The organism is Bacillus zhangzhouensis (genome assembly GCF_000715205.1).
Lineage (GTDB): Bacteria > Bacillota > Bacilli > Bacillales > Bacillaceae > Bacillus > Bacillus zhangzhouensis.
The window spans coordinates 109381-125280 of sequence record NZ_JOTP01000003.1; the positions used below are offsets into that span (position 1 = coordinate 109381).

The following is a 15900-nucleotide window of genomic DNA, read 5'->3' on the forward strand; positions in this document are numbered from 1 at the left end:
TTTGCCTAGCGGTTCATCTTGTATGAACCGCTTTTTATATGGGAAAGCTCAGTCTGAAAGGATCAGGACTTGCATTTTTGACAAAAAAACGTCATATTAGACAAAAAAAGATGAAGGTGATAAAGGATGCTGAAAGAATTTAGAGAGTTTGCAGTTAAGGGGAATGTTATTGACCTGGCTGTAGGTGTCATCATTGGGGGAGCATTTGGCAAAATTGTCACTTCTCTTGTGAATGATTTGATCATGCCGCTTGTCGGTATTATTATCGGGGGACATGATTTTAGCAATTTAGCCATTAAAATCGGATCTGCTCAAATTTTGTATGGTAACTTCATTCAAACAGTGATTGATTTCTTGATTATCTCGTTTTCCATTTTTCTCTTTATTCGTTATTTGAATAAATTAAAACGGAAAAAGGTAGAGGAAGAAGAGGCTGTGGAAACACCAGATCAATCAGAGGTTTTACTAACTGAAATTAGAGATCTATTGAAAAATCAAAGCCAATCTAAAGATGTGCAATAGAAAAAGAGCGGCTAATCCCGCTCTTTTTTATGTGTTTTGTTTAAAAGCATCCAGCAGTTTTTCTCCTGAAAGCCCCTCTTTGACGAGGTCTTTTAATACTTCTTCGGTTTCTGTTCTGTAACGATTTGTAATCATTTTACCATCGAGTAACACAGAAATGTTTTCTTCTAAGGCAACGATGTTTTTGACTTGGACAGATAGATGAACAGGGCGGTTGTTTTCTTTTGTGATCGTCACGAGAATCTTCACTTCTGTGTGCTGCTGAAAGAGCACCTCAAACACCTGTCTATGCTTCTTTGGAATGAGTGCCTCGATCATCCAGTGATTTTCACCGTCTTCTTTATTAATGATTAAACCGTCGCGAAGAGGAATGCTGGACATTTTATCTTGCTTTGGATCAAGTTCGATTTTGAGATCAATTAGCCTAAAGGTTTTCATATTTATCACCTCACAAGCGTTCGTTATTCGTATGTATCATTATAGCATACAACATCTGTATAAATGAAACCGCTGCCTACTCAGAACTAGCTGCATATAAGTGAAAGGAGATATTTTATGGAGTCCTATCAACTGCGAAAAATACATATCGGTGAGGAGAAGGCAAAAAGCAATATGCGAGTATATTCATGGGGAGACATTCTTTCATTTTGTGATGTATATATGGAAGAAGGCGAGTCTCTCACTTTTCAATACGTCACAGAGGATCAAATGGATTGCTTTGAATTTCAACTGTCGATTCATGACGGGCGGCTTTGTTTTTATTGGTTTGCGTGGGACGGATCTGATTATATTCACATGCCTTCTAGTAATTGGATTCATTCAGATATTTTTAATCAATTTATGAAAAATAAGTATTTCGTCAAACAAAACAAGATGATGTTTTATACTCAAGCGGTAAAAAACAAAAATTAACGAGGAAATAGAGAATTTGAAGGGTGATTTTGACATTTTTATGTTTTGTCACATACAACCTTTCTCAGTAGACTAGGGGTAGTTGAAAGGAAAGGAGGCCAGTCTTGATTCAAAAGGTAAACGTCTAGCATCTCATAGCCCCCCCTCTAGCTAAAGCTGATAGACTTTGCCTAGTGCAAATGAACACTGCGTAATAGAACCGATGCTTCTTTGTATAGGTCATGTGTCCCCTATCATCCCCTTATGTGTATCCGGTCATGTTTCATGGCCGGGTACCCTTTTATTCACTGATAAGCCGATCATCCCTTGCAAATAGTGGATACTCATTTCATAATGATGGTGGATTTAATCAGTGGTATGTCAATTGAAAATGGAGACAAAAAAGGAGAGAACGATGACAAACATTCAATTAATCGCAACGGATTTAGACGGAACTTTACTAAACAGTGAACACAAAGTGAGTCAGGAAAACGAGCAGGCATTAAAGGAAGCAGCAGCGAATGGGATTGAGGTTGTCGTTTCAACAGGAAGAGCGTATTTTGATGTGAAGTCTATTTTTGATCAGCTTGGTATGAATACGTGGGTGATTAGTGCGAATGGAGCTGTGATTCATGATCCAAGTGGACAAGTGTATCACTCAGCTACTTTACAAGAAGAAAAGGCCAAACACATATTATCATGGCTTGAGGAACGTGATTATTACTATGAAGTCTTTACGAATGAGGCCATTTTCACACCGAATAGCGGTAGAGAGCTTCTTGCGATCGAAATGGACCGTTTAAAAAGTGCAAATCCAGAAACGGATCGAAGTGTTCTAAAGCAAGCGGCAGAAGTTCAATACAGCCAGTCGGGTTTTGCCTATATTGATACATATAAAGAATTGTTTCGTGAGGATCAAAAGCTTTCATTTTATAACATCTTAGGCTTCTCTTTTTTTCAAGAAAGACTGAAAGCCGGATGGGATACATTTGGACATGATTCAGATTTAACATTGGTCAGCTCAGCTGATCATAACTTTGAGATTGGTTCAAAGGATGCGTCTAAAGGGCAGGCATTAACAAGGCTAGCAGAAAGGCTTGATATTCCTTTAAGCCAGACAGCAGCTGTAGGAGACAGCTTAAATGACGAATCGATGCTTCAAGTAGCTGGTGTTGGGGTTGCGATGGGGAATGCAAGAAAGGATATAAAAGAAATAGCTGATCAGGTCACGTTAACAAACGATGAACATGGTGTGGCACATATGATTCGACACCTTTTGAAATAGACGAATCGGATGTATTGGTATAAATCATATAGGATAAAGCGCATTCTACAAAAGAGGAATTCAGAACTACTTCTATTTACACCTGATGTGGAACATCATATAATTTAATTATGAATATAACCCGCTTGTAAGGATTAAGGAGAGTAAACGAATGGCGCTGGAATCTTATAAGTCCGAAAATCTTCATTTAATCAAGGAAGCCTTAGACTATACTCAGGTCGGCCTGACGGTGACGGACCCGTCTTTACCTGATAATCCTTTAATATATGTGAACAAGGGCTTTTTAGATATGACAGGCTATCAAGAAGCAGAAGTACTAGGGAAGAATTGTCGTTTCCTTCAAGGAGATGAAACGGAGCAAATCGCTTTAAATCAAATTAGAACAGCCATTGAGAACAAAGAGGCTGTCACTGTTCAGTTGAAAAATCACAAAAAATCTGGACAAATGTTTTGGAACGAGTTAAGTGTGGCTCCTCTTTGGATTGATGAAAATGAAGGAAAACGTCTTTATTTCGTTGGTCTGCAAAAAGATGTCACGAAAGAGAAGGAGCAGCAGGAGCTTCTTGAGAAATCGATTGATGAAGTGTTGAATATTTCTGTCCCAATTGTTCCGGTGAAGGATGGTATCTCTGTGTTACCGATCATTGGTACATTAACAGCGCCAAGATTTGATAAAATCATCTCAACGGTCTCCACCTATATCTCTCAATCCAAGGATGATTATTTCATTGTGGATCTGTCTGGTTTATTAGAGGTGGACTCATTTGTGGCAGATGCGATCTTTAAGCTGAACGATTTAATTTTAATGACTGGCACTGAACTGATTGTGACAGGAATTAAACCAAATCTTGCGATGAAAATGGGAGAAATGAGAGAGGACTTCCGTGATTTGAATACGTATATGAACGTGAAATCTGCATTGAAAAAGCTGCAAATTTAACAATCTTCTAGCATGAATATGAAATTAAAAAAGAGGCCTTTTCATCAAGCTTGTGAAAAGGCCTCTTTTTGCTGTGATTAAGATGATTGAGCTGCCGCACTTAATGTGAATAAATCCTCTAGTTCGTTCGTCGATAGCTCTGTAATCCAGCTTTCACTTTGGATAATTCGATCATTTAATGTTTGTTTTGTTTCGAGCATTTGATCGATTTTTTCCTCAATCGTGCCGGTTGTAATCATCTTATGGACGTGAACAAATCGTTTTTGTCCAATACGGTAAGCACGGTCTGTCGCTTGGTTTTCCACAGCAGGATTCCACCATCTATCGTAGTGAATGACATGATTTGCGGCGGTTAAGTTGAGTCCTGTTCCTCCTGCTTTTAAAGAAAGAATTAAGATGTTGAATTCTTTCTTCTGGAAGCGTTCCACCATTTTGTCCCGCTCCTGTTTTGATAAGCTGCCATTTAAAAATTGAACAGGTTCTCCAAACATCTTCTCCGCTAGCTGCTTGATCATGTTGCCCATTTCAATATACTGCGTAAAAATGAGGCAGCTTTCTCCTTGTTCATGTATCGCTTTTAACAGCTCTGCTAATTTATCCATTTTTAATGAACGTTTCAGCAGCTTCACATCTGTCCCGCTTTCTTTTAAATAGAGAGCAGGGTGATCGCAAATCTGTTTGAGTCTGCCGAGCATACTTAAAATAATGGCTTTCCGCTGCATCCCTGTTAATGAAGCCATATGTTCGAATGTATCCTTGACGAGCTGTTCATATAAAGAAGCCTGCTCGGCGGATAGTGGGATGAATTCTTTTTCTTCTAGTTTCTCAGGCAGATTCAGAGCGACCTCTTCATCTTGTTTTGTTCGTCTTAATAAGAAAGGCTTAATCAGCTGCTGCAGCTGTTCGATTCTTTTTTCTTCACGATCTTTTTCAATCGGAAGAACGAACTTCTTATGAAAGCTGGTCAGGCTGCCGAGATACCCTTTGTTGACGAAGTCGAAAATGGACCAAAGCTCCGTCAAGCGGTTCTCCATTGGTGTACCGCTGAGGGCAATGTGATGCTGTCCTTTTAATTGCCTGATCGCTCGCGATTGTTTCGTATGGGCATTCTTGATGTTCTGGGCTTCGTCTAAACAAATGGTATTCCACTTTGCTGATGTTAATTCATCGCGATCAGAATGTGAGAGTCCGTAAGACGTCAGAACAATATCTGTTGACTCGTATGCTTTTGTAAAGTTCTCCCCTTGTGGGCGTGATGGCCCGTAATGCAAGGCGACACTCAAATGTGGTGCAAATGTTTCAAGCTCTCGTTGCCAGTTTCCTAAAACAGAGGTTGGCGCAATGATGAGTGATGGAGCAGTCGTTTGCTGCTGCTCCTTCAAATAGGTGAAATACGCGATCATTTGAATCGTTTTTCCAAGTCCCATATCATCTGCTAAACAAGCCCCGAACCCATGAGATCTTAAAAATAGAAGCCAGTTCACACCGTGCTGCTGATACGGACGTAGCGTGCCTTTAAAGGACTCACTCATTTCGTAAGAAGGCAGCTCATGTGTATCATTTAACTGGTGAACCAGTCCTCTTAATTGAGATGAAAGTTCAAATTGAATATGGGCAAATGCTGTACTATCCAAAAGCTCTGGGATGGCTTCAGAGGATGCCTCTTGATCTGCCAGTTCGCGTGACAAGATATCAGACATGTGAAGCCCTTCGTTTTCGGCACGCTCCATCCATTTTTTCATTTGCTGGATGAAGGTCGGATCTATTTTGATCCATTGCCCGCGAATATTGACAAGGCGTCGTTTGCTTTGGACAAGCTCGTTGAACTCATCTTCTGTCAGCTCGATGCCGTTTGTCGCAAAGCGCCAATTAAAGTCCATTAAGGCATCCATTCCGACATGCGATTCGCCTCGTGGTGTAGATGAAATCCTTGCTTTTAGCATCATCGTGCTTTCCTTTACGATTTGCCACCACGACGGGAGCAGGATCTCAATGCCCATATTGACAAGTGTTTCACTTGCTTCAGATAAGAAAACCCACGCTTCTTCTTCTGACATGAGCGTAGTGCCAGATGTGAAAGAGAGCCAAGGAACGATTTGACTGAATCGCTCCAGCTCTCTTGAGATTTTTTCTTGATACGGACGCCAAGATTTTTTTAATGAACGGATGCCTTCAAAGAAATGAAGGTCACTGTTTTTCTTATCGCGTAAAAACAATTCGATTTTCCAATCATCTCCGTCGAAATCTGGCTCATTTAAGCGCAAGCCGACAGTGAAAGGTGTCTCATCATCAATCCAGCCAATCGTCTCCAAGAAATCTTGCTCATCTAAAAAATGCCCTTGGAAGGATGAAAGCGCAGGCGATTGTGCAGTCATGCGGTTCCATTTGTGCTGCAAGGCATCATCATATTGAATGTAATCCTGTACCGCAAAGGAGAACCAATCAGCCGTATAGCCATCTAATATGCCTTCTTTGTCTTTAAACCGAAGTACACCTTCTGTCCATGCCTTGTAATCGGGAATGAAATCTTCATCCTCGATGAATTCGTAAATGGTAGAGGCTGTTTTCATAAGCGGCTCGGTTTCATCCGTCAATGTCACGTGACTAAAGGTATTAAATGAATTTTTCCCTAGCAGTTCAACGGTCATCCAAGGGCTTAACAGGAAGGCAGGTGTGCCAATAAAGCTCACATCTTCTAAGAACGTTCCGTAAAAAGAAGATTCGTGCCATTGGAAAAGTTGTCTTTTCATTTCATTAAGCGGAACAGGGTGTCCGTCCTCTGCTTGCGCTGAAATGGTGAAAGAGAAATCTTCTGTTTGTTCTGCATGAATGACAATTTGTTTATGGCGTGTCATCAATTAATTTTCCTTTCTTCATTTCCTCTTGGAACGCACGCAGCCGTTTCGTTGAATCTTGCAGCTGCTTCACATATCTTTCCCAAATCGCGGTTTTTTTCGTTTTATGATAAAGCGTACGCAGTTTCTTGAGCATTTTCACAGACTCTCGATAGGCACTTCGATTCTTTTGATCGAGAAGCAGTGCGATTTCACGGTGGTACGATGGAATGAGTGCTTCAGGCTCCTCTTTTGCAATCTGTTTGATTAGTTCCTTTTCCAATTCACTGATGGAGAAACCAACAAGGCTGTGAATCTCAATCCATTCTGCATATCGCTGCTGTGCATATAAAAGCTGACTATATTCAGTAAAAGCATAGGGCATGCAGATTTGGCAATAACGTTCATATAAATGATGATCTTTCGTCTGCTTAAAGTACGCATCTAAATAAAAGAAGAAATCACTGACGGCTCCTCGCAGTTCTCTGTAGGAAAGATCCAGCTGGCAATATTCTTCTAATACATAGGAGATCTCGTTATACCAAAGCTTGAGTCGTTTCCAGTCCTTGCGGTTTGTGAGATCCTTCAGCCAATTGAGCACATTTGGCAGCATATCTGCATTGAGCAGCTGTAATTGCTGAAAGAGCCTTTCGTCTTCTTTGAGCAAATAATCCATGTGCATGAGCCCAATGGTGCGTTCAACCGTTTGTTCTTGCTGCTGAGCGTTCTTTAGTAAATCTGTTTCTTTTTTGACCCATTTCCCTCTATTTAATATGGTTCCCCAAATCTCCATAAAGACCGCTACTCGTTCATGCTGGAAAGGTCCGCTTATTTGAAGAAGTGTCCGAACGGCAGTTGGTGTGTTTTCAAGAAACGGATCGAGGGAAAAGGAAAGGGCGTATGTCTTCAAATGATCCACTGAATCAAAAATGGTGTTCATGAGCTGTTCTACATATGGATTCATGGAATAAAAATCCTTTTCGGCATCGAGTTGGCCGAGGTCAATCAGCTCATGGAGCCGTAACCACACATCGATGGATGTATGAATCGCATACAAACTCTTGAATTCAGGTGAAGTAGGTGCGTGTTTTTTCAGGATCGATAAATAACCGTAATACAAATGCTGTGGTGTTTGCTGATGCTTCGGTGTCCGTTTCAGCCAGAGGTTAAATTCCTCTTGGAAAAAAGACAGCCAGCTTTGGAGTGATTGTTCGTCTGGGCGCTTCACCTGGAAGTGCTGTCGAATCAATTCTTTGCTGCGCTGTAACTCATCCTTTTCTGACCAATTTTCTGTAAAGCTGGTCACACTCTCTACTTGAGCGTATAGCGAAAAGAAGACAGCGAGAATGTGTTTACAAAGTCCATCAGCTGGACAAGTGCATCTACTGATGATTGGTAACAATAGTTGCAGATTAACCTTTGCTGCCACGACATCATGTACATAAGCTGACCATTCGGTATCAGACTCTTGCTTGAGACGATATACGCTGTCCTGTCTATAAGTAATCAATGCTTTTTTGATGAGTTGTTTGTTTTCATCTGTCGCAGGAAGAAGTTCTTTGATCTGTTCGGCTGTTTGTTTGACTTCTTCTTCGTTGAAGTTGTGCTGAAGCATTTGATCCGCTCCTAACCAAGTAAAAGATTCCAATTCTTTTATTATAGCTCAATGGTGATTTATAAAAAAGTTTTTCATGAAAATGGTCATAAATTTCAAAAGCTGTCGAATGATGTATTAGAGTATTGCATAAACCAACCTTACAGCATATAATAATGAAATTAGTGGAATCGAAAGGATACAGACATGGATAATAAGGGTTTAAATCAAGAAGAGTTTTTAAAGATTTTGATGTACGCTCATGATATTGGTGAAAATTCAAAAGATGTCACAACTAAAGAAATGGTTGAAAATCTGATTGCTCATATTCGAAATGGTCTTGTTTCATAAAAATGACCCCCTGCTAGTTGCGGCAGGGGGTTTTTGTATGCTTTTATGAATGGAAAGAAAAACCCCGGCATACGATGACATTACAAGCATAAGGAGTATGGGGAGCTGATGGTGTCATGAATATTGCGATTGCAGGCTGTGGGTATGTGGGGCTTGTCACGGGAGTGTGTTTAGCAGAGGCAGGGCATGACGTGACATGTATTGATATTGACCGCCGAAAGGTCATGCAGCTGAAGCAGGGAAATCCTCCGATGTATGAACCCGGGTTAAAAGAGCTGCTGAAACGGAATCTTGAGCAAGGACGAATTCATTTCCACGTCAATGGAGTAGCAGCCTACCCGCGGGCTGATGTGTTAATGATTGCCGTCGGTACCCCGCAGCAGGCAGATGGTCAAGCCGATTTGCAGTATGTGTTTCAGGCTGCAAAAGAGATGGGCATAAAAGCAAAGTCAGGTGCGGTGCTTGTGGTGAAAAGTACAGTGCCTGTAGGAACAGGGGATCAACTCGATCGTTTGATTCATCAAGAATTAGGGCGGAATGAGCCGTTATTTATCGCATCTAATCCGGAATTTTTACGGGAGGGGTCCGCCATTTCAGATACATTGAGAGCGGATCGGCTTGTGATTGGAGCTGAAACAAAAGCCGTATTAGACCAGCTAGAGGACATGTATGCCGATTTTCACCTTCCAGTTGTGAAAACAGATCGTAAAAGTGCAGAAATGATCAAGTACGCATCAAATGCTTTTCTAGCGACAAAAATTAGCTTTATGAATGAAATTGCTTCGATTTGTGAAAAAACAGGTGCTGATGTTGAATGGGTGGCACAGGGAATGGGGCTTGATCAGCGGATCGGTTCTTCGTTTCTCAGGGCGGGTATTGGCTACGGAGGTTCTTGTTTTCCAAAGGATACAAATGCACTTGTCCAAATCGCAGGGCATGTGTCCCATGATTTTGAGCTGTTAAAGGCTGTGATCAAAGTAAACAATGAGCAGAAAGCCAGTTTTATCCGAAGTATTCAGGAGCGGCTGGGGGCAAATCTGGAAGGGAAGCGAATCGCACTTCTTGGTCTGTCCTTTAAGCCAAATACAGATGATATGAGGGAGGCGCCATCGATCCCGATTGCTCATGAGCTCCATCAATTAGGCGCGGAGCTGGTGGCCTATGATCCTGTTGCTGTACGCAAGGCAGCCCGTGAACTGCCTGATCAAGTCTTTTTTGCTCAAACCATTGAAGAAGCGATAAAGGATGCCTATGCGGTCTGTATATTAACTGAGTGGGCGGATATACAGGCTTTTCCTCTCTCAGGCTATAAGGAATGGATGAGACAGCCGCTCATTTTTGATGGTCGAAACTGCCATACGCTTGAAGCGGCAGAGCGAGCAGGGGTCGAATATCATTCTATTGGACGTAGGCCGGTCTCTCCTATTTATATGTAAAAGAAAACCGATAACAGATGATGTTATCGGTTTTTGAACGTTAATGCGGAAGAATGAATCCGCCATATAAAAATGCAGCCACAATGAGAAAGGCAGGGTGCATCTTGAATTTGGTCATAAAGAAAAATGAGATGGCAGCAATGGCGAGCGATTGAGTCCAGCCAATGGCTTTCACGGCATCTCCGCCGATTTCCCATGTTAATAAAAGCATCATTATGGCGATGACAGGCTGTACGGATAGAGTCATGCCTTTTACGACAGGAGATTGGCGAAAGCGGTCAATGAGCTTTAGTAATAAAATCAATCCGACAGCGGACGGCAGTACAGTTGCAAGCAGTGCTACGATAAAGCCTGGCCAGCCCATCACATCGTAGCCGACATATGCCGCAATTTTCGTAGCGATTGGCCCTGGAAGTGCATTGGCTAAAGCAAGCATATTGGAGAATCCTTCGTTCGTCATCCATTGAAAATGATGAACGATTTCTTCATAATTCAGCGGGATCGATGCAGGGCCTCCGCCATATCCTAACAGATTGGACAAGAAGAATGCCCAGAATAAAAAGAGAATCAGCATCATGAAGACACTCCTTTCTCTTTATTTGTTCGATTCCAGCGTTGATTCAGTTTGAAATGGAAGGCACCATAGCATAAAAAGAGAATCACAATAATTCCTGGATGAATGGATAGCACCTGAAGGCCGATAAATGCAAGAAGGAACAGAGTGACACCAAAGATCATTCCGAAGCCTTTCAGCGTTTTTTGTCCAAATTCATATGCCATGATGCCTAATAGAACGGCAATGACTGGTGTCACAGCGCCAATCATATTTTGAATGATTTGTGAGGAGCTTAAGACGCTGACAAGTGTGACAAGTGCAACCATGGCGAGACATGTCGGTAAAATATGAGCAGCTGTTGCGACAATGGCACCGCGTGTCCCTTTTAATCGATAACCGAGGTATGCTGACATTTTAGTGGCGATCGGACCGGGTAATGCATTGGCGATGGCGAGTGTTTCTCCAAATTCGTCATCATTGATCCATTGATATTTCACCACCGCTTCATGGCGAATGAGCGGTATCACGGAAGGACCTCCGCCAAAGCCGAGAATACCGGTTCGCACCATAGCGATGATGAGTTCGATATATGATTGCAAGTGGTTCAACTCCTGTCTACAATTTCATGCCCATTCGACTTTTGTATCGTTTAATGAGCATCTGGCAGTCGACACTGACGACGCCTTCAAGCGGATATAGCTTCTTTGTAAGGAATGTCTCCATTTCCTGTTCGTTTTGAAAGATGCCATGCATATGCAACTTGCTTGGTCCTGTCATATGGTAAAGGCTTGTGACTGCTGTTTCCTGCTCAAGCTGAAGGGCTACTGCTTCTAAAAATTTCGGCTCAACCTCTACATTGAAGAAGACAGAAACATGAATGCCGATCTTCGCGGGGTTAATCACAGCGGTGAATCGTTCAATGACACCTGCTTCAATGAGCTGCTGAATTCGGGCTTGCACGGCAACACGCGAAAGGCCAACTTGTTTCCCGAGATCTGTATAGGACATACGCCCGTCCTCGTGTAATATGGATAAAATTTGTTTATCTCTTTCATCTAATGTTAAGTTCGGAATGCTATAGTCGTTTGACACCGTATGACCACCTTTCTTCTGTTGATATTCTATCATATTTCATTACGAATAGAATGCATAATTCTTAATTTACTAACGAAATGAAACCATTATATGTGATAAAAAGTCGATTTGTATAAAAAGACACCCCGGCATCACAGGGGTGTCTTCATTTTATTGATCTGGGCTACTTTCCGCACTGGCTATTTGCTGTGCAAGGTCAGCTCGATCAAGGTCAGCTTGGAAGAAATCCTGCGTATTTGGCAGGTGTAAATTCATATGACGTTTTTGAGAGATTCGGATGGTGACTTGATCAACGGTGTAATCAAATACGTGCCCGCCGACACGCCGATCATCATCAATAAAGTGAAGGTGATATCCACTCACCGCAATGCCATGTGCGTACTGCGGTGTACGGAACCCTGCGATGGTTCCATGAATATCCTCAAAATCGAAAATAGGCTGTGACTTTACTGCTTCCACCATTGGAACGTAAGGTTTTTCCTGTCTTTCGACCGTTCGGGTTTGAACCTTTTTGAATGATCCATCAATTCGGATCGCATAAAAAACATTCTTACTTGGTAAAATGCGGTCGATTTCTTCTTCTAGCTCTTTAGAAGTCATTGGTGCATCAATTCGATGAACGATATCCGTTTCAAAGAATGCTAGAGAGCAGAATGGTGAATAATCTTGATCTGTTACCGGTGTCGCTGTTCCATCTGAGCGCAGTCGATAAAATGCGCCGTCAAAGCCGATCAGCTCTCCATCTAATTGATTGAATGTGCCAATGCCGAAATCACCATGTTCAGGAATTTGCGCGAGGGAGAAGTCTCCATCGTATACGGCTTCCAGCAGAGAGGTCATCGTTGATACTTGATAGACCTCTTGCTGTTTGTCATGCTGTCTTGTGTCGCTGTGTTGATTCATTGGGTGCATCATCCCCATATCCGTTCACTCCTTTGATGTAATGTATGGACAACTTATCTGACGTTCAATGTGTGTGTTTCGCGAAAGACTTCTGGCCATTTTTGACTGGCGAGGTCTGGGTTGTCTTGATAGTCAATCGGTATATCAATAATGACAGGTCCTTCTATGTTTATACCCTTTTGAAGGACGGTTGAAAGCTCTTCAGGTGAGTTTACACGTAACCCAGTTGCTCCAAAGCTTTCCGCATATTTCACTAAGTCGATCTGACCGAATTCAACGCAGGACGTGCGGTCATATTTCATTTCTTGCTGGAACGCCACCATATCATATGTGCTGTCATTCCAAACGAGATGAATGAGGTTTGTTTTCATGCGGACGGCTGTTTCTAACTCCATTGCAGAGAAGAGAAAACCACCATCACCTGAGACAGAAATAATTTTCTCATCTGGATTCAAAATAGAGGCAGCAATTGCCCATGGTAATGCCACGCCGAGTGTTTGCATTCCGTTACTTACTAGGAATGTGTTCGGTTCATAGACACGGAAGTGGCGGGACATCCAAATCGCGTGAGATCCGATATCACATGTGACCTTCGTGTCATCAGAAATCAGGCGTCTCAATGTATGAATGACATCGAGCGGGTGAGACAGATGACTTTCTCTTTCTGGTGCTTTTTCAATATCGTTTAATAGTTCCTGTAAATCAGTGACTAGCTCTACTTTCTCTTTGCATAGTGACAGTGGAACACTATCATGTGCTAGGTGTTGGACGGTTTCAGATATATTGCCAACAAGCTCAAGCGTTGGCTCATAAAAATGGTCAATATCCGCCTGCATGTCATCAACATGGATGATCTGGCGCTGCTGTGGCTTGATATTCCAATGCTTCGGATCATATTCGATCGGATCAAAGCCGATGGTCAAAATGACATCTGCTTGTTCAATGAGAAGATCTCCCGGCTGATTACGGAATAAGCCGATTCTGCCCACATATTGAGACTCCAGCTCTCTTGAGAGAACGCCGGCTCCCTGGTACGTTTCGACAAATGGGATACCAAGTGTTTTTAATAATTTTCTTGTGGCGTTTGCCGCAGCTGGACGGCTAGCTTTCATTCCCACAATAGCCACAGGTAAGTGTGCATTTTGAATTTTGGCGATGGCCGAACTGATGAGAGTATCCGGTGCAGGACCTAGTTCTGGAGAAGGGTGAGCAGACACTGGTGTTTGTGTGGTGTGTTCTGTCACGACATCTTGTGGAAAGCTGATAAATGCTGCTCCAGCTTGACCTCTTTGTGCCGCGCGAAAGGCATTTGTTAAAGCTTCTGGTATATTGTTTACGTCTTGTACTTCAACGCTATATTTTGTCACTGGTTTGAATAATGCCGCATTGTCGAGTGATTGATGTGTTCGTTTCAGCCGATCCGCACGAATGACGTTTCCAGCGATTGCAACAACAGGGTCACCTTCAGTATTGGCTGTTAATAGACCTGTCGCTAAATTAGATGCGCCAGGACCTGATGTGACGAGACAAACGCCTGGTTTGCCAGTTAAACGACCAACAGCAGCAGCCATAAATGCCGCATTTTGTTCGTGTCTGCATAGAACAAGCTCTGGACCTCTGTCTTTCAATACATCGAATACCGCGTCAATTTTTGCACCTGGAATCGCAAAAACATGGGTCACACCTTGAGCAATCAGCGTATCGACAACCAACTCTGCTCCTCGTCTTGTTAGGGGTTGTGCTTGAGAATTCATATACCCCGCACTCCTTTCGGCAAGTAAAATTTTTTATGAAAATATATTTTCGTGATATGATTTACTATACATTTCATAAAATAAAATTCCCAATATATGTTTAACGTGTTTTTGATATGTTTTACGAATAAGTGTGCGAGGAGTGAAAGGATGGAACTGAGACATTTGCAGTATTTTGTCACAGTAGCGGAGGAGCTGCATTTCGGCAGAGCGGCCGCACGGTTGAATATGACACAGCCTCCACTTAGTCAGCAAATTAAGCAGTTTGAGGAAGAATTGGGGTTTCCTTTGTTTCACCGGTCTAAACGAGTGGTGGAGTTAACAGCTGCTGGGAAGGTCTTTTTACATGAGGTTCGGGGAGTACTGCATCAGCTTGATAAAGCCGTTGATCATGCCCGTCATACAGCAAGAGGGGAGCTTGGAAAGATTATCATTGGTTTTGTTGGAACAGCGACGTATGATATTTTGCCACCAGTTGTACGTGAATTCAGAGAGCTGTATCCCTCAGTCAGTATTGAACTAAAGCAGCTTTCTGTCTCGCAGCAGCTGCGGGCGCTTTTGAATGGGGAGATTGATATTGGATTTTTACACCCTACATCGCCGCATGAAGAACTGGTCAGTCGTTTAATGAAACAAAGTGAATGTATTTTTGCGATTCCGAAAAATCATCCATTGGCGAAAAAAGAAGCTGTCACCATTGAAGATATTCGTCATGAACCCATTATTTCTTTATCGAAGGAATCGTGGCCGTCCCTTTATCAGCACTTTATCCTGTTATGTGAAAAGTACGGGTTTTCTCCGAATATCGTGCAGGAAGCGGCGGAATATCAAATGGTCATTGGACTTGTCACAGCAGGGATCGGCATTGCAGTTATTCCAACATCGGCCCGGCGTTTATTTAACCTAGATGTTGTGTATCGGTCGATTGAAGATGAACAGCTTTTGGCAGAATGGACCATTTCCTATAGAAGAGAAAATCATAATCCTGCTTTATTTCATCTTGTTCATCATATTCTCCATCGTGCTGAGCCGAGGTAAGGGCATAGAGAAGTGGATATGGTATGATGTCGTTACATAAAAGAGGAGGCGTGCCTGAAGTGATTACATTACAAATGGATCAGCTGTCACGAAAAGAAGCATATAAATTATTATCCGGCTCCATTGTTCCAAGACCGATTGCGTTTATTACAAGCCTGTCTAAAGAAAATGTCGTAAATGCCGCACCATTTAGTTTCTTTAATGTCATCAGTGGACACCCGCCGCTCATCGCTGTTTCCATCGGACGACGTCAAGGAGAGATGAAAGATACGGCGCAGCATATCATAGATAGGAAAGAGTTTGTTGTTCATGTCAGCGATGAAGACATGATACAGGATATTAATGAAACGGCTGCTACTTTGCCGCAGGAAGAGAGTGAGCTCGATCGAACCCGTCTTCATCAAGTAAAGAGCAGTGTTGTTTCAGTTCCAGGCATCAAGGAAGCGCGCATTCGCTTTGAATGTCAGTTAGAACAACATCTGACCTTTCAAAATGATGAAGGTGAAATCACGGTCGATCATATCATTGGCCGGGTTGTGTGTGCGCATTTAGATGAGGCTGTCTATGATGCGGAAAAAGGTTATATTTTGACTAATGAATTAAAGCCAGTCGCACGTTTAGCAGGAAATGATTACGCTCATTTAGGTACGTCATTTGTGCTGAAAAGACCAGAATAATAGGGAAAACCCCCGAGGCTGTCG

At 42.3% G+C, this 15900-nt stretch carries 16 protein-coding genes; 8 read left to right on the forward strand and 8 right to left on the reverse strand.

All coding sequences use genetic code 11. The features are described from left to right. Positions 1-126 precede the first annotated feature (126 nt). Entirely contained in the window at positions 127-522 is a 396-nt protein-coding gene (gene mscL / locus BA70_RS03840; RefSeq protein ID WP_034318401.1) for a large conductance mechanosensitive channel protein MscL, read from the forward strand. A 27-nt stretch (positions 523-549) separates the two neighbouring features. On the opposite strand, the gene BA70_RS03845 is transcribed toward mscL, so the two are convergent. Continuing rightward, complete coding sequence (locus BA70_RS03845; RefSeq protein WP_003215215.1) at positions 550-960, reverse strand: YwpF-like family protein; 411 nt, start codon at positions 958-960, stop codon at positions 550-552. 117 nt (positions 961-1077) lie between these two features. On the opposite strand from BA70_RS03845, the gene BA70_RS03850 reads away from it, so the two are divergent. The 3 genes from BA70_RS03850 (at position 1078) to ytvA (ending at position 3638) form a co-directional block, all read left to right on the forward strand. Continuing rightward, positions 1078-1434, forward strand: a complete 357-nt coding sequence (locus tag BA70_RS03850; protein WP_034318403.1) for a hypothetical protein — start codon at positions 1078-1080, stop codon at positions 1432-1434. Between the two features lie 403 nt (positions 1435-1837). After that, entirely contained in the window at positions 1838-2698 is an 861-nt protein-coding gene (locus tag BA70_RS03855) for a Cof-type HAD-IIB family hydrolase (protein ID WP_239646621.1), read from the forward strand. 151 nt (positions 2699-2849) lie between these two features. Beyond that, on the forward strand, positions 2850-3638 hold the full coding sequence (gene ytvA / locus BA70_RS03860) for a YtvA family blue-light photoreceptor (protein WP_034318409.1): 789 nt from the start codon (positions 2850-2852) through the stop codon (positions 3636-3638). Between the two features lie 77 nt (positions 3639-3715). Here ytvA and BA70_RS03865 read toward each other — a convergent pair whose 3' ends face one another. Continuing rightward, the gene (locus tag BA70_RS03865; protein WP_034318412.1) at positions 3716-6493 is read right to left on the reverse strand and encodes a DEAD/DEAH box helicase; all 2778 of its coding nucleotides are present in this window, start codon (positions 6491-6493) and stop codon (positions 3716-3718) included. Continuing rightward, a complete protein-coding gene (locus BA70_RS03870; protein ID WP_034318415.1) occupies positions 6480-8087 on the reverse strand; it encodes an SWIM zinc finger family protein in 1608 nt (535 codons plus the stop codon). The genes BA70_RS03865 and BA70_RS03870 overlap by 14 nt, the downstream gene beginning before the upstream one ends. Before the next feature lie 186 nt (positions 8088-8273). Here BA70_RS03870 and BA70_RS20255 point away from each other — a divergent pair, with 186 nt between their 5' ends. Further along, positions 8274-8417, forward strand: coding sequence for a YwzD family small protein (locus BA70_RS20255; protein ID WP_167331423.1), 144 nt, complete (start codon positions 8274-8276; stop codon positions 8415-8417). Between the two features lie 116 nt (positions 8418-8533). Next, positions 8534-9853, forward strand: a complete 1320-nt coding sequence (locus tag BA70_RS03875; RefSeq protein WP_034318418.1) for a UDP-glucose dehydrogenase family protein — start codon at positions 8534-8536, stop codon at positions 9851-9853. Positions 9854-9893: 40 nt separating this feature from the next. Here the strand turns inward: BA70_RS03875 and BA70_RS03880 are convergent, their stop codons facing one another. The 5 genes from BA70_RS03880 to alsS all read right to left on the reverse strand — a co-directional run bounded on the left by BA70_RS03880 (position 9894) and on the right by alsS (position 14161). Then, positions 9894-10427, reverse strand: coding sequence for a chromate efflux transporter ChrA (locus BA70_RS03880; RefSeq protein WP_034318729.1), 534 nt, complete (start codon positions 10425-10427; stop codon positions 9894-9896). Next, entirely contained in the window at positions 10427-11008 is a 582-nt protein-coding gene (locus BA70_RS03885; protein ID WP_034318421.1) for a chromate efflux transporter ChrB, read from the reverse strand. The genes BA70_RS03880 and BA70_RS03885 overlap by 1 nt, the downstream gene beginning before the upstream one ends. A gap of 16 nt (positions 11009-11024) precedes the next feature. Then, positions 11025-11501 carry a chromate efflux transcriptional regulator ChrS gene (locus tag BA70_RS03890; protein ID WP_034318424.1) on the reverse strand — a complete coding sequence of 159 codons (477 nt, stop codon included), beginning with the start codon at positions 11499-11501 and terminating at the stop codon, positions 11025-11027. 153 nt (positions 11502-11654) lie between these two features. Beyond that, positions 11655-12425, reverse strand: a complete 771-nt coding sequence (budA, locus tag BA70_RS03895) for an acetolactate decarboxylase (protein WP_034318426.1) — start codon at positions 12423-12425, stop codon at positions 11655-11657. A gap of 35 nt (positions 12426-12460) precedes the next feature. Further along, positions 12461-14161: an acetolactate synthase AlsS gene (gene alsS, locus BA70_RS03900; RefSeq protein WP_034318428.1), complete on the reverse strand. Its 1701-nt coding sequence runs from the start codon at positions 14159-14161 to the stop codon at positions 12461-12463. A 150-nt stretch (positions 14162-14311) separates the two neighbouring features. On the opposite strand from alsS, the gene alsR reads away from it, so the two are divergent. After that, complete coding sequence (alsR, locus tag BA70_RS03905) at positions 14312-15199, forward strand: acetoin biosynthesis transcriptional regulator AlsR (protein ID WP_034318431.1); 888 nt, start codon at positions 14312-14314, stop codon at positions 15197-15199. A 59-nt stretch (positions 15200-15258) separates the two neighbouring features. After that, positions 15259-15876, forward strand: coding sequence for a flavin reductase family protein (locus BA70_RS03910; RefSeq protein WP_034318731.1), 618 nt, complete (start codon positions 15259-15261; stop codon positions 15874-15876). Positions 15877-15900 lie beyond the last annotated feature (24 nt).